14 protein-coding genes are annotated in these 13602 nt (G+C 39.4%); 6 read left to right on the forward strand and 8 right to left on the reverse strand.

What is annotated here, in order from left to right; translation table 11 throughout:
- Positions 1-421 precede the first annotated feature (421 nt).
- The 4 genes from ADM98_RS01035 to ADM98_RS01050 form a co-directional block, all read right to left on the reverse strand.
- Positions 422-733, reverse strand: coding sequence for a YolD-like family protein (locus ADM98_RS01035; protein WP_053451865.1), 312 nt, complete (start codon positions 731-733; stop codon positions 422-424).
- 296 nt (positions 734-1029) lie between these two features.
- Positions 1030-1389 carry a DUF1304 domain-containing protein gene (locus ADM98_RS01040; RefSeq protein ID WP_053451866.1) on the reverse strand — a complete coding sequence of 120 codons (360 nt, stop codon included), beginning with the start codon at positions 1387-1389 and terminating at the stop codon, positions 1030-1032.
- Between the two features lie 635 nt (positions 1390-2024).
- Complete coding sequence (locus tag ADM98_RS17710; protein ID WP_442855410.1) at positions 2025-2306, reverse strand: Rrf2 family transcriptional regulator; 282 nt, start codon at positions 2304-2306, stop codon at positions 2025-2027.
- Between the two features lie 421 nt (positions 2307-2727).
- Entirely contained in the window at positions 2728-3666 is a 939-nt protein-coding gene (locus ADM98_RS01050; protein WP_053451868.1) for an IS30 family transposase, read from the reverse strand.
- Between the two features lie 203 nt (positions 3667-3869).
- On the opposite strand from ADM98_RS01050, the gene ADM98_RS01055 reads away from it, so the two are divergent.
- The 6 genes from ADM98_RS01055 to ADM98_RS01080 all read left to right on the forward strand — a co-directional run bounded on the left by ADM98_RS01055 (position 3870) and on the right by ADM98_RS01080 (position 10833).
- Complete coding sequence (locus ADM98_RS01055; RefSeq protein WP_053451869.1) at positions 3870-5540, forward strand: DUF6044 family protein; 1671 nt, start codon at positions 3870-3872, stop codon at positions 5538-5540.
- Between the two features lie 24 nt (positions 5541-5564).
- A complete protein-coding gene (locus tag ADM98_RS01060; protein ID WP_235504807.1) occupies positions 5565-6521 on the forward strand; it encodes a glycosyltransferase family 2 protein in 957 nt (318 codons plus the stop codon).
- Entirely contained in the window at positions 6518-6895 is a 378-nt protein-coding gene (locus ADM98_RS01065; RefSeq protein WP_053451870.1) for a GtrA family protein, read from the forward strand. Before ADM98_RS01060 ends, ADM98_RS01065 begins: the two co-directional genes overlap by 4 nt.
- 272 nt (positions 6896-7167) lie before the next feature.
- Entirely contained in the window at positions 7168-7605 is a 438-nt protein-coding gene (locus tag ADM98_RS01070) for an RrF2 family transcriptional regulator (RefSeq protein ID WP_053451871.1), read from the forward strand.
- A gap of 449 nt (positions 7606-8054) precedes the next feature.
- Entirely contained in the window at positions 8055-9290 is a 1236-nt protein-coding gene (locus ADM98_RS01075) for an MDR family MFS transporter (RefSeq protein ID WP_053451872.1), read from the forward strand.
- 250 nt (positions 9291-9540) lie between these two features.
- On the forward strand, positions 9541-10833 hold the full coding sequence (locus ADM98_RS01080; protein ID WP_053451873.1) for a globin-coupled sensor protein: 1293 nt from the start codon (positions 9541-9543) through the stop codon (positions 10831-10833).
- A 59-nt stretch (positions 10834-10892) separates the two neighbouring features.
- Here ADM98_RS01080 and ADM98_RS17715 read toward each other — a convergent pair whose 3' ends face one another.
- From ADM98_RS17715 to ADM98_RS01095, 4 genes are all read right to left on the reverse strand, one after another.
- A complete protein-coding gene (locus ADM98_RS17715; protein WP_442855408.1) occupies positions 10893-11570 on the reverse strand; it encodes an IS3 family transposase in 678 nt (225 codons plus the stop codon).
- The gene (locus tag ADM98_RS17720) at positions 11495-11722 is read right to left on the reverse strand and encodes an IS3 family transposase (RefSeq protein WP_442855409.1); all 228 of its coding nucleotides are present in this window, start codon (positions 11720-11722) and stop codon (positions 11495-11497) included. The genes ADM98_RS17715 and ADM98_RS17720 overlap by 76 nt, the downstream gene beginning before the upstream one ends.
- A gap of 8 nt (positions 11723-11730) precedes the next feature.
- The gene (locus ADM98_RS17725; protein WP_053451874.1) at positions 11731-12240 is read right to left on the reverse strand and encodes a helix-turn-helix domain-containing protein; all 510 of its coding nucleotides are present in this window, start codon (positions 12238-12240) and stop codon (positions 11731-11733) included.
- 93 nt (positions 12241-12333) lie between these two features.
- Positions 12334-13317, reverse strand: a complete 984-nt coding sequence (locus tag ADM98_RS01095) for a ketoacyl-ACP synthase III (RefSeq protein ID WP_053451875.1) — start codon at positions 13315-13317, stop codon at positions 12334-12336.
- Between the last annotated feature and the right edge of the window lie 285 nt (positions 13318-13602).

Here is a 13602-nt window from a genome sequence, read left to right on the forward strand (position 1 = left end):
TTCTAATTCGATATCAAGATCATCTCGAAACCTTATACGTACCCATGGAACTTCACCATATAAGAAAACTAAGTTCCCGAATCGTGTTCGTCCTTTCGTAGCTAAAGGAGGGGCGAACTCACATTACTCTGCAAAATCAAGAAACTCATTGCTCTTATCAATAAGGTGTCTATAGAGTTGGAGAATGGACCAGCTGTTCATAGTTTGATGATGTCTATAATAACTCTTTTCATATTCATCTAATTCACTTAATAAAGGATGAACTGGTGAAGATATCATATTATTAACCTCATGTTTCTGTAGAATATAACATATATTATATTTATATGTTTTTAGCTAAAGTATACACAAACTTGGAGATCATCGTAATCTTTTTATTATTGAGGACAGTAGATTTTACAAACGAATATGAGAAATAAGCTTAAATTTCTTTTATTTTGATATGCAATATATTTTTATAAGGGAGTACTTTTAATTCAAGATTTGATTTAATGAGATAAACTTCATGCCGAAAAGAGTCAAAATTTTCAATGTAAGCATCAAAGTATAGAATCCGATAAGAATCGATGGCTGCAATAGATATGATATCTCCATTAGCAGCTGCTTTTTCTATAAAGCTCCCAATTTCAGACACTTTGCTTTCGTCATGGACGATTGAAAAATAGTTTAAATTTTTCTTTCGTGTAGGTAAAAAATAAAAATATTTTTTTGTACTATCTTTGTCTCGAGACATAAAACCATTCCTTTGGACAATTTTAAATGGAACAGAATAACAAAGTATTTATAGATAATGTTCTTATCTAATTGTACCCAAACATGTAAAAAATATAGCTTTTTTTTAGAAAAATTCATATGCCATACAAAAGATTACCATAGAAAATTCAATAAAATTCTTTCATTGTTTCATATTTTAATTTTTAAAAGGTTAAATAAATATCTTTATTAAAGATAATAAACTAAAAAAAGTATAAGTTAGACTTTACACAGTCTAACTTATACTTTTTTAAAAATATTAATATCAATTGTTCTTCATGATACCAAAAGTACAAGTAACAAAGCTATGATTGCTGGTAAACCTTGTTTTATTAAAATAGATCGATTAGAGGTAATAGACCCATATAAAGCTGCAATAATAACACAAGATAAGAAAAAGATCACAATTCCCTGATCTTCACGAATCAGTCCGTATAAAAGTCCGGTTGCTAAGAAACCGTTATACAGTCCTTGATTAGCAAAAAGTGTTTGAATTTGTTTTGACGCTACAGCTTCATCACTGAGACCAAAAGAACGTTTAGCTGCTTGAGAAGATAGGAAAAACATTTCGAGAGCAAGTATGTAGAAGTGTTCTAACGAAACAATTAAAACAAAAATAATGGATAAAAAAGACATAATTTCTCCTCCTAAAGAACCTTTCATGATTTTGAGCTACCTAAGTTATGGCGTTATAAAATAAAGGCAAAAAAACTCTTGATAAATAGATGAGTTTAACATTTTAAGAAGGCATGGTTAAAAAAATTGTGTTCATACTTTCAGAATGATAGTATCTTCAATTGTGCATATAAACAAAAAACGTTACTCATAAAAGGTGTTTTGCGACTATCCATTCAAAAAAAATCAAATTCCGAACGAATTTGCTGCATTAGATTGAGGGCTATTTATTTTTTAAGCGTAATGCTTTCTTTATAAAGTAATATATCATAAGCAATAGTAAATTCTTCAAGTGCAATTTGCATACAAATCAATTGAAACTGTTCTGTTTTCAATATAAAGCTCCTCATTTCCTCTTCCCTAGCCAATGATACACTATATTCTTATCAACAGTTGGTATTTGAATGTGCTTGAAGCCTTCCAAATAGGCAAGAGAGAAATACAACATGAGCAATTAATGATGGATTAAAGACTCTTAAGTAGTTAATTTTTGATTGAAGAGATGAAAGTGAGTGAATGGAGTGAAAGGAGAAAATGGTTTTTAATCGCATGGAAAAATCACAATTCACAACTTGACATAGTAATTAATAAAAGAATCATTTTAATGAAAGGTGGGTAAAGAGTTCATCTGGATTATCTATAAGATCTGCCAGCGTATATTTATCTAGTTCTCTCAAAAAGGCATCTAACGCTTGATCAAACATTGATTTCCAGCGTTCATTTATATTACTAAAGGGAAACAGTGGGCTATCTATTTGTTCAATTAAATGAAGAGGTTCTATTTCTCGAAAAAGTCGACCGATGTTGATTTCATGTGGACGTCGTCTTAAACGAATGCCCCTAAAGGACCCCGTCTTGTTTCCGTATATCCCAGCGATGAAAGTGTCGCATCACTTTTCGTAAATGATTCGATGAAATAATATAGTGATCTGCAATATCTTCTATCTTTTTAAAGTCTTCTTGATTACTTCCTAAATAAAGCAATAATCGAATCGTATGATCGGTATATTGTGTGATCCTCATTTCAACCCTCCATTAATAATTCGACGAAAATGTGATAACACTGTTTTCTCAAGAAAAACGAGCGTATCCATTCAAAACCATTCAGTAATTTTTATTGAAATACACTTACAATAAGGTATTTATTAATAAATAGAGATTATCTTATTGTGGTATAGGGTATTGTTGAAAATGGTTCCTTAGGGATTATATACCATAAAAAAGAATGGAAAAGGAAGATGATTCACATAAATTACTTAAAGGAAGTAAAAGAAACCAATTATTTTGTATGACGGTTTGTCAAATTAAGCGCAACACTTCTTCGGAAAAGACCTCGTATGCAGTTTTCCAATCCAAACACTTTCTTGGTCGATTGTTGATTCTAGAAAGTGCGTAATCTAATTCTGTCTTGTTGATCATTCCGAAGTTGGTTCCCTTTGGGAAGAACTCACGGAGAAGACCATTTGCATTCTCATTGCTGCCACGTTGCCATGAAGAATAGGGATCCGCAAAGTACATTGGGATACCAAGAGAGTCCTGTATCCGTTCGTGACAGCTGAACTCCTTACCGCGATCCGTCGTCATGGTTTGAAACGTTCCCGATGGGAAAGAAGAGTAAAGTGTTTGGATGGCATGTTCCATCGAGTGAGAAGAACGATCGACCATCGGTAGTACGATATAGAACCGACTTTTACGTTCGATGAATGTCGCAACACACGCCTTTGTCTGCCCTCGTCCCGATACGACAGTATCCAACTCCCGATGCCCGAACGTTTCTCGACCCCGGACGTCCGACGGACGTTTACTGATCGGAAGCCCGATGTTGAAGCGACCTCTTGTCTCACGTGGCTTTTGGCGCTTTCCTTTTTGTCGTAAAACGCCTAAATCGCTCTTGATGAATCCTTTATATATCCATCGATAGATTGTACTGTACGATGGTCCCTGTTCGTGAAAGAGCCGTCCGGCGATCTGTTCGGGAGACCATGTCTCTCGCAGTTTCGAAAGGATACATGAGCCAAGCGAAGTGCTGAACAGCGTGCGTGCTCCACAATTCTTTTTTTGCATCTCATAACGCAGTCCGGCGTTGATCGCATTGTAGGAAGGATTCCGTTTGAGCTCACGTGAAATCGTGGACGGCTGTCGTCCGAGATGCTGAGCGATCTTTCGCATTGAAAATCCAAGCTCTAGATAAGTTTCTATTTTGACTCTTTCTGATGTGGTAAGATGAACATAGCTCATAACGAATCCTCCGTTGAATTTGGTGTGGTAACTCTATTCTACACGAGGTCGTTATGGGTTTTTTTTGTGTTTTCAGCTAGGTGTTGCACTTAATATTACAATTCGTCGTATCTAAAAATGGAACGGAAAAAGGATATACCTTGTATTTAATAGGGTTATAAATTAATAGATTTAATCTTAAATCAAAAAGAAGGAGGGAGACGATGAGAGAAAGAACTCGCATTTTAATAGGGATGTTGCTAGCATGTCTCTACATTTCCCCGATGGTCTTACTTGGGGAACATGCTCATGTTCGTATTCATGATAATTTAGATTCGAATATCGTTTGGTACAAAACATTGGTCGATACGAATAGTATTTATGCAAGCCTTCAAGCGACTGTTCCTGACTTATTAAGTGGGGTTGTCTCAAGAAATGCCTTTGTCAGCGAATTTACGGCTATCATTTGGCTGTATCAATGGTTCTCGCCGTTTACGGCATATGTAATCAGTCAAACACTGGTCCGAATCTTTGCTTTTTTAGGAATGTACCTATTGTTACGTGATTATGCGAAAGGTGTTATTCCTAAATCATATACTTTATGGGTGGCGGTTTTATTTTCTTGGACTCCATTCTGGCCATCAGGCATGCTCAGTACGCTTGGGATGCCGCTCTTATTGTGGGCGTACTGGAATATCTGGCGTGGCCGAAAGATAAAGTTGAGTGCGTTAATACTAATTTTGGTTCCATTCTATTCTAGCTTTGTGTTAGGAATCATTTTCTTTTTAGCAACGCTTGCCCTCTACCATGTGATGAAGGAAATCCGCGAACGTAGTTTTCATAGTCGATTTTGGATCGCATATTGTTTTCAAGTCTTATTATATTTACTAATTGAATATCGATTGGTCTTCTCGATGTTGTGGGAGGAAGAACCTACCAGTCGAAATGACTTCGAGACGGGAAACAACGGCTTTTGGTCCAGTATCCGTTTGTTTTTTAAAAATTTGATGTTCGGTCATACACATGATCGGGCGGTTCAGTCGCCCATTATCCTACTAACACTCTTGATTGTCGGATTTTTAGTATTCCGTCAAAAAGATCATGCAGCAAAGCGAATTCGAACTTTAATGTGGTTTGTTTTTGGTTTATCACTTTGGTATGCATTTTGGTTCTATGAGGGATGGAACCCGTTAAAGCAACAGGTCTCTCTCATCAGAACTTTCAATTTCTCCCGATTCCACTTTCTTCAACCGATGTTGTGGTATGCATTGTTTTACTTGATGCTCGATTGGTTATGGAGAACAGCTAAACTAAAATGGGTGATTTGCCTGCTAATAGCCCAAACCTTTGTCTTGCTCGCATGGAATCCCGAGTTCCTTTATCGTCATCATCCATCCTATGAGGCATTTTATGCGACTTCTCAGTTCTCTGACATCAAACGGTTTATTGACCAACCTACAAAAGATTACCAGGTTGCCTCTATCGGAATGCACCCTGCGATCGCTCAGTACAATGGGATGCAGACTGTGGATGGCTATGTGAACTTTTATCCGCTATGGTATAAAGCTTCCTTCCGAAAGGTGATTGCTGAAGAACTAAATAAAAGTGATCTATTGCAACGTTATTTTGATACGTGGGGAAATCGAGTTTATTTGTTTTCTTCCGAGCTCGGTAAAGAATACGAATACACGAAGAAACACCAAGTTCCAATTCAACATTTGTCCATCAATACAGCACAGTTGAAGCAGATAGGTGCAACATATCTCTTATCTGCTGTACCAATCAAAAATGCTGCAGCGATTGGATTGCAGTACGAAAGAACGTTCGAAGATCAGCATTCCGCTTGGAAGATTCGGTTGTACCGTATTCAAGCTACTACAGAGAGCACGAAGTAATTTCGTTCATGGAGGAGTAATGATATGACAATGACGAAGACACCTACGCTAGGTGTAATAATTCCATGCTATAACGAGACGGAAGTATTACGCTTGACGGTCCGTACGATGCACCGTTTTTTAACAGAGTGGCGAGAAAGACACCTCATTTCTGAGGACTCCTTTGTCTTATTCGTAGATGATGGAAGTAAAGATGATACCTGGTCTCAAATCGAAGATGTCCATGCACAGGATGGTCGGTTTAGAGGATTAAAATTAGCTCACAACGTTGGACATCAAAATGCTTTGTTCGCGGGTCTTGTCGAAGGACACACACATGCAGATTGTGTTGTGTCGATGGATGCAGACCTTCAAGATGACGTAAAAGTAATCGAGCAGTTCTTGGGTGAATTTGCGAAAGGGAATGATATAGTCTATGGCGTACGAGAAGATCGTCAGACCGATAGTTGGTTTAAACGGTCCACTGCTCAAGGTTTTTATCGCTTCATTGACTGGCTAGGTGTAGAAACCATTTTCAATCATGCAGACTATCGTCTCATGAGCAAACGAGCCGTCGAAACGCTTTGTGCACATCCGGAACGTAATCTCTTTTTGCGAGGAATGGTGCCTTCCCTTGGTTTCCAAACAACAGAAGTGACCTACACACGTCAAGCACGTCAAGCAGGGGAATCGAAATACCCATTACGGAAGATGATGGCTCTTGCATGGGACGGGGTAACCTCATTTAGTGTCCGCCCGATTAAGCTGTTATTTTTAGTCTCACTGTTTATGCTCTTCGTCTCGGTCGGATTTGTTGGGTATGCCCTTTATCGCAGATATGAAGGAGAGGCAATGGATGGATGGACGTCATTAATGATGTCCATCTGGTTCATCGGGGGACTTCAGTTACTCGGGATCGGACTGATAGGTGAATATATCGGTAAAATCTATCAGGAAGTCAAGCGGCGTCCTCGTTATGTCGTCGAGAAAAAACGAGAATGATGACCTTCCTTCGTTTCTTATTAGTAGGAATCCTCAATACGTTGGTTGGTCTGACGTTGACATTGTTTTGTTTTCATGTCTTGCATACTGGTTATTGGGGAGCGACGGCCATTGGGAATGCATGTGGTGTTTGGATCAGCTACATGCTCAATCGCCGTTTCACCTTTCGCCAAGAGGCAGGAGGGTTGTCCTATTGGATCCGTTTTTTAATCGTCGTTTCCATCAGCTACCTCATTGCCTATCGTTTTAGTCTATGGGGAGTCCATTACCTTTTACCAAATCTACAAGAGACTGGCGCAATTCTAATCGGGATGGTCATCTATACGGGATTAAATTATCTTGGTCAGTCTTATTGGGTATTTCGCAAATCGTAAAAAAACAAGCTATCTAAATAGGTGGCTTGTTTTTTTATATCTAAATTGCTCTTGAGAAAGAGTAGTAGCAGATTAAAAGGCTGATAAATCAATTTGTAATATTGTTACATTCATTCAATTTTCTTCTTAAAATTAAGATATTTATTTTGTCTGGACATCCTACATATTCTATAATAAAAAAAGTTGTAAAACTGTATTATATCGAAAAGAATGATTTGTTATATGCCGACAGATATGGTTCATTGTAGAGCGCAAGGAGGACTCTTATATTTATGAGAATAAACGTATCGACCGATTATGCCATCCGTACACTGTTGTTTGCTGGGACACACCCTTCACGATTAGTGACAGTGAAAGAAGTAGCAGAGGCTCAACGCATCTCGGAAAATCATCTAATGAAAATTGTTTGGATCTTGAGTAAGCTAGACCTTCTTCGCACTGTTCGTGGAAGGGGAGGTGGATTTAAGTTAGCAAAACCAGCTACTCAAATTAAAGTGAGCGAAGTCGTTTTACAATTTGAAAAGATGACGCATTCCACAGATGCAGAACGTAGCTATATAGGTGGATATGCCATCCCTTACGTGATGGATAAAGCCTATTCCTTATTCATTGACTCCCTCCATTCCACTACATTGAATGATTTATTGATAATTGAGTCGCAAAAGAACAATAAAAATGATGTGTATGAGAAATCTAGGTCACGGACTTAACTTCCATATAAGCCATATAAACGAATCTCTGCTTCTACTTGTAGGAGTTAATTACGGCTAAGAAAAGATAAGTGATTTTTATTTAATCGAGTTAGTCTGTAGTTGTTTCTGATCGATAAAGTAAAAAGTCGACGTGTTTAAAATAATAAAGAGCAGTCCTCGTCATATAAAGACAGGGACTGCTTTTTATTGGTCAGTTATATAACAAAGAAACTCTAAAATTCTTAAAAAATAGGAAGAAACAAAAAAGCGATAGTTAAAAATAAAGTACCTCAAAACAAACATACGTTCGTTTTAAGGTACAATTTAAACAAAGGTTTGTCTACTCAATTTTCATAATATTAGTATAATCCACATTAAAAGATAAGTCTATATCTTATTAATCATCTTCTCTATAGTAAAACTACAAAAGGAAGACGCTATTCCTTATTTATTTGAGAGGAGTTATTATGAACAAAATTTATTGGAATTCGAATGTGAAAGTCAGACTGGTAGGAGAAGGATTATTTAATTTATTATTTTGGATGTACTTTCCTTTTTTGACGGTCTACTTTGGTCAAAAACTTGGCTTACAGACTGCTGGACTAATAATGGTACTACCGCCCTTACTAAGTATCATCGGAAGTTTAATAGGAGGAGGTGTTGCGGATACGTTAGGGAGGCGTCCTGTCATGCTGATCGGAACATTTTTGCAAATGAGTATGTTCATTCTATTTGCCGTCTCCTCCTCTCCTTGGATCGATTATGTTGCATTTATCGGAATTGGGATAGGGGCAGCATTTTATCGGCCCGCAAGTTCAGCGATGGTAGCGGACACGGTACCAAAGGATGAATTGCGACAGGTGTACGCGACATTTATGACTGTGAACAATATAGGTGCCGTTTTAGGACCTATTATCGGGGCAGTCTTTTTTTTTCAATATCGTCAACTGTTGTTATGGACCTGTGCAACGGTTCTGTTCCTTTACTTCATCACGATCTATTTTATCGTCAGTGAAACCTTACCTGATCGTTCCAAGCCAAAAGATGTCACAATCCCACTTAAATCTGCCTTTCAATCTAAATGGTCTGGTTATCGATTTATTCTCAAAGATCGTATTTTTCTGATATACGTGATTGCGGGAATTTGTTCGCTCTTCCCAGTGATGCAACTCGATCTCTACTTACCAGTCTATGTGATAGAGAATGTACCTACACAACCTCTTGTACCATACCTGATGGATTCATTTCAGCTCACGAGCCAATCCATTTTTGGGTGGTTGGTAGGCTTTAATGGTCTTTTGTTTGTCATCTTGATTCTTCCCGTAACGAATCGACTCAAACATTGGTCAGAAAAACGTCTCTTTGTCATGTCGACGCTACTTGCAGGAGGAGGTACGTTTTTAGTCGGATGGAATAACAACATCTGGTTTCTGTTTGGCTGTACGCTCATCTTCACGTTAGGTGAGATCATGCGTACACCTGTCACACAAAGTTTCATCGGTCATTATGCTCCTGAAGAGGCAAGAGGTCAGTATCTAGCTGCTGATAGTCTTCAAAACACACTTGGTAAGTCGCTGGCTCCTCTCGCCATCTACGCATCAGGATGGATTGCACCTCTCGGTATCTTCACTATCATTCTCCTTTTCGCTATCATTGGTGCATGTCTATATCTGCAATTATTTAGACTGTATTCTTCCGCCTGAAGATCAGGGTGATAGTATGATTAAAACGTTACTACAATTAATAGTGAGAATAGGATTTGGAATTTAAAATACTTCAATAGTTATCGGTTTGATAAGGGAAATATACAATTATCGCAGGATCCTTATAACGACAATGAAATAATTTATCTTAAAAAGAAAAAGACACCGTTCTTTGAACTCCCATTCAAATTCCAATAAAATACGACGATATAAGAGGCGAGGTTTAACTGGAAATGAAGGGGAGAAATAAATGAAATGGTTTAAAACAGCAAAAGTAGTAACCTTTGATGCGTTAATTGAAGCTGAAGCTACGCATGCCATCCTGAAAGTACCGAGTTCTTTGGAAGAACAGCTTCACTTAATTGATCTAACCATCCTCGATTTACAAATGGTACGTGTTATTTATACGGATGTAGCTCATTGGATGCCTAGTATGGTCGATGCGTTCTATGAAGAGCTGATTCGGATTCCTTCTTTACGTCGTTTGATTGAGCATCATTCGACTCTCGAACGATTAAAAGGAACGCTCTCTCGACACATTCTTCAAATGTTTGAAGGAAAAGTGACGATGGAATACATAGAAGCTCGTCGTCGGATCGCAGATCGCCATGTACAGATTGGTCTACAGACTAAATGGTATGTTGCTGCTTTCCAAAAAGTATGGAATGTGCTAAGCGATAAAATTGAAAATAGTGACTGGCCAGAAGCTGAGCGTATTCGTATTATGCGTTCTGCGAGTAAACTGTTCAATCTAGAACAGCAAATCGTCATGACGATGTATGAAGGGCAAGTTGAAGAAGAGCGACAAGCAATTGAATTAGCAAAGCGTCAAGTTGGTGAGGGTGTTCAACGATCAATTGAGGGATTAGCGGCGATGAGTGAAGAATCGTCAGCGAATTTTCAAGAAATCGAGCAGCATGCGAAACGCGTCTCACTGACAACCGACACAATTTCAGATCGTTTAACAAAAGCAGTTGTGGAGGCAGAAGATGGAGTGACATTGGTCGAAGAAAAAACGCATCATTTTCAAGATGTTGTTCATGACCTGACACAGACAACCGAACAGGTCGCAGAGCTATCTCGGCTATCCGAAGAAATCGAACAAATTGCTGGGATGGTAACGACGATTTCGGACCAAACAAATTTACTGAGCTTGAACGCTTCAATTGAAGCTGCGCGCGCAGGTGAGATGGGAAGAGGATTCACGGTCGTTGCTCAGGAGGTACGAAAGTTGGCAGAAGAAAGTAAACAATCAGCAGCAGAGACATCACGTATCGCACAGGAAATCACACAAAAAATGCTGGTTGTGTCGAAACGAATGGGGGAGACAGAAAGCGCAGTCGTTCAGACGACGACTGAAATGCAAGAAATAGTCCACGTATTCTCTAGAATCTCCGAACAGACAGAAGTTGTCTCACGACAAGTACGCGAGTTATCGTCAGATACAAGTGATGTCGCCGGAACAATCGAAGGGATGCGCCGCATCGCCGATTCAATTGCCGAAACAGCAGACAATTTACAAGAAGTCGCAGCTTCGATATAAGATCAACATCCCCTAGTATTTATGAACTGAACCAAAAAAGTTAGACAATAAATAATTTGTCAGGCGACCTTGAGGACCTGAGTCCGGTATTCCACTGGGCTCAGGTTTTTTAGTCGTCCCTTGATACGACGATGGTTATAGTACTCGATGTAACGCTCGAGCTCACATTTGAAGTGGTCCATGTCATCGAACTCCTTGAGATACAGGAGCTCTGACTTGAGCACAGCGAAGAAGCTTTCGATGGCTGCGTTGTCGAGGCAGTTGCCCTTACGGGACATGCTTTGCGTAATGCCGTGCTCGTGAAGCGTACCGACGAACGCTCGATATTGATAATGCCACCCTTGGTCGGAATGCAGAATCGGTCGGGCTTTCCCGTCGAGCTTCCCGATTGCCTGATCCAACATTTCACCAACGAATTGATAGGTAGGGCGGTCCGATAGGGTATAAGCAATGATCTCACGGTTTCCCAAGTCCATCATCGGCGAGAGGTAGAGCTTCTCCCCGAACAGGTGAAACTCAGTGACGTCAGTCACCCATTTCTGGTTCAGGCCGGTGGCCTTGAAGTCACGTTGGAGAAGATTCGGTGCGACCTTTCCGACCCGTCCTTTATAGGAGCGGTATCGCTTCATACGGACGAGACATTTGAGACCGAGCTCATTCATTAGACGGCGTACGGTCTTCGGTCTTGCCGGAAGCCTTGGCGTTCGAGAAGTGCGTGGATGCGACGATAGCCACATCGTCCCTTGTGTTCGTGGAAGAGGGTATGGATAGCTGTCTTCACCTTCGCATACTTGTCCTCACCCGTCAGGCGCGTCCGCCAATAGTAATAGACGCTTCGTGCCATACCGAGCACGCGAAGGAGTCCCGGAACGGGATAGACTGACCGCAATTCGTCGATTACTTGTGCCTTGATCTGGTTCGTCGCGCATTCTCTTCTTGAACCAAGGCTTTCAATTTTTTTAACGCAGCGTTCTCCATCTCGAGATACTCGATCCGCTCTTTAAGCTTCTCGACTTCTGTCATTTCTTCAAATTCCTTCTTCTTGCGTCTCGCCATCGGGGCACGTCCTTTCGGTCTGGCGACCAGACCTGCGGTCCCTTCCCGTTCATACGTTGATCGCCATCTCGAGATCGTCCCTGGGGAGGAAATTCGGTACTTTACGGCCGCTTCTATATTGGACAGCCTGTTAATCACCATGTCATTTAATACCTCCAGTTTAAATGCCAGCGAGTGGCTTGTATAGGAAGGATCGAAGATCGTTTCCCCCCAACGCTCATAGAGACGCAACCACTCACGGATCAGTTCACGTGCTATCCCGAATTCTATCGCTACACCTCGGTATCCGTCTCGTCCTGTCAGATAACGCTCAGCGACCTGGACTTTAAACGCCTTTGTATATTTGATCATAAAAAACACCCCATAAAAGTTGGATTTTTATGTCCAACTTTTATGGGGTAGTTCATTATTGAAATGTGGGTGCTTTAGTGTTAATTTACGATTTTACAAAGTCCATTCTAACAATAAACCAGCTTGAGTCAGTCCGCCCCCAAATCCATATAAGAGGATACGGTCACCCGACTTGATCTTTCCTTCTTTAATTCCTTTGTCTAATGATAAAGGAATGGTTGCAGAAGAAGTATTTCCGTAGTCGACCAAGCTATACAGAGTTTGCTCCAAAGGAAATCCGCTTTTTCCACAGATCGAATCAATCATTCTGAGATTAGCACTATGCGGTATAAACCAATCGACTTGCTCTAAGGAAGTCGCCCCTTTTTCGACAATTTGTTTCATTCCTTTAGGCACGGTACTGACTGCCCACTTGTAAACTTCTCTACCGTTTTGAACAATCTTTTTACTGTCTACTATTTCGTCTTTAAATATTTGATCGGAGAGATTAGAACAATATAAGCTCTTTGCTTTTTCTCCTTCAGAAATGAGATGTGAAGAAATAAAACTTGAATGGTTTTCGTCGAATTCGACCAGTGCTGCTCCACCACCATCACCAAATAAAATACAGGTATTACGATCAGTATAATCAGTGACTTTAGAAAGCGTTTCAGCACCAATAACGAGTACCTTCTTATGCAATCCAGAGCTGATTAAAGCATTTGCCATATGTAATCCATACGCAAAACCAGCGCATGCAGCATTTAAGTCAATGGCACCCGCATGTAATATACCTAATTTTGCTTGAACAAGGGAAGCGACACTTGGCGTTTTAAAATCAGGTGTCAGGGTGCAGACGATAATCATATCTACATCTTCTATCGACTTCTTGTAGCGCTCTTTCAGATTTAGTACAGCTTGATAAGCAATATCACTTGTATACTCATCTTTATTCGCTATTCTTCTCTCTTTAATACCGGTGCGTTGTACAATCCATTCATCATTTGTTTCTACCATACTTTCTAAATCCATATTGGTTAATTTGTTTTTTGGGACGTAGGAACCAATTGCAGTGATCTGAGCTTTAGAAACAACCATTTTATTCACTCCTCGATACGATAATGTACTCTCGATTGCTATATTATTACTAGTTCCTAGTATTAGATACTAAACGGAACTTTTAGACCTTAGGACTTCTTTATTATTGTAAAAAATGTAGTTAGAAGGAAAAAAGCTGTTTACGTAAAAAACCTGAACTATAGTAAATAGAAAGATTGTAAACCAAAATATTTGTATAAAATACTCTCACACATTTTATTATTGATTGTAACCCTGACATTATTTTGATGAAACGAATAAATTAATAATGAGTGTATACGGTTC

This window comes from Exiguobacterium sp. BMC-KP, from assembly GCF_001275385.1.
Taxonomy (GTDB): Bacteria; Bacillota; Bacilli; order Exiguobacteriales; family Exiguobacteriaceae; genus Exiguobacterium_A.

What these genes read in the sequence shown, in the direction of transcription:
- ADM98_RS01035 (WP_053451865.1), bottom strand. Translation starts at nt 733, where the DNA reads ATGTCTCGAGACAAAGATAGTACAAAAAAATATTTTTATTTTTTACCT.
- ADM98_RS01040 (WP_053451866.1), bottom strand. Translation starts at nt 1,389, where the DNA reads ATGTCTTTTTTATCCATTATTTTTGTTTTAATTGTTTCGTTAGAACAC.
- ADM98_RS01050 (WP_053451868.1), bottom strand. Translation starts at nt 3,666, where the DNA reads ATGAGCTATGTTCATCTTACCACATCAGAAAGAGTCAAAATAGAAACT.
- ADM98_RS01055 (WP_053451869.1), top strand. Translation starts at nt 3,870, where the DNA reads ATGAGAGAAAGAACTCGCATTTTAATAGGGATGTTGCTAGCATGTCTC.
- ADM98_RS01060 (WP_235504807.1), top strand. Translation starts at nt 5,565, where the DNA reads ATGACAATGACGAAGACACCTACGCTAGGTGTAATAATTCCATGCTAT.
- ADM98_RS01065 (WP_053451870.1), top strand. Translation starts at nt 6,518, where the DNA reads ATGATGACCTTCCTTCGTTTCTTATTAGTAGGAATCCTCAATACGTTG.
- ADM98_RS01070 (WP_053451871.1), top strand. Translation starts at nt 7,168, where the DNA reads ATGAGAATAAACGTATCGACCGATTATGCCATCCGTACACTGTTGTTT.
- ADM98_RS01075 (WP_053451872.1), top strand. Translation starts at nt 8,055, where the DNA reads ATGAACAAAATTTATTGGAATTCGAATGTGAAAGTCAGACTGGTAGGA.
- ADM98_RS01080 (WP_053451873.1), top strand. Translation starts at nt 9,541, where the DNA reads ATGAAATGGTTTAAAACAGCAAAAGTAGTAACCTTTGATGCGTTAATT.
- ADM98_RS17715 (WP_442855408.1), bottom strand. Translation starts at nt 11,570, where the DNA reads ATGTGGCTATCGTCGCATCCACGCACTTCTCGAACGCCAAGGCTTCCG.
- ADM98_RS17725 (WP_053451874.1), bottom strand. Translation starts at nt 12,240, where the DNA reads ATGATCAAATATACAAAGGCGTTTAAAGTCCAGGTCGCTGAGCGTTAT.
- ADM98_RS01095 (WP_053451875.1), bottom strand. Translation starts at nt 13,317, where the DNA reads ATGGTTGTTTCTAAAGCTCAGATCACTGCAATTGGTTCCTACGTCCCA.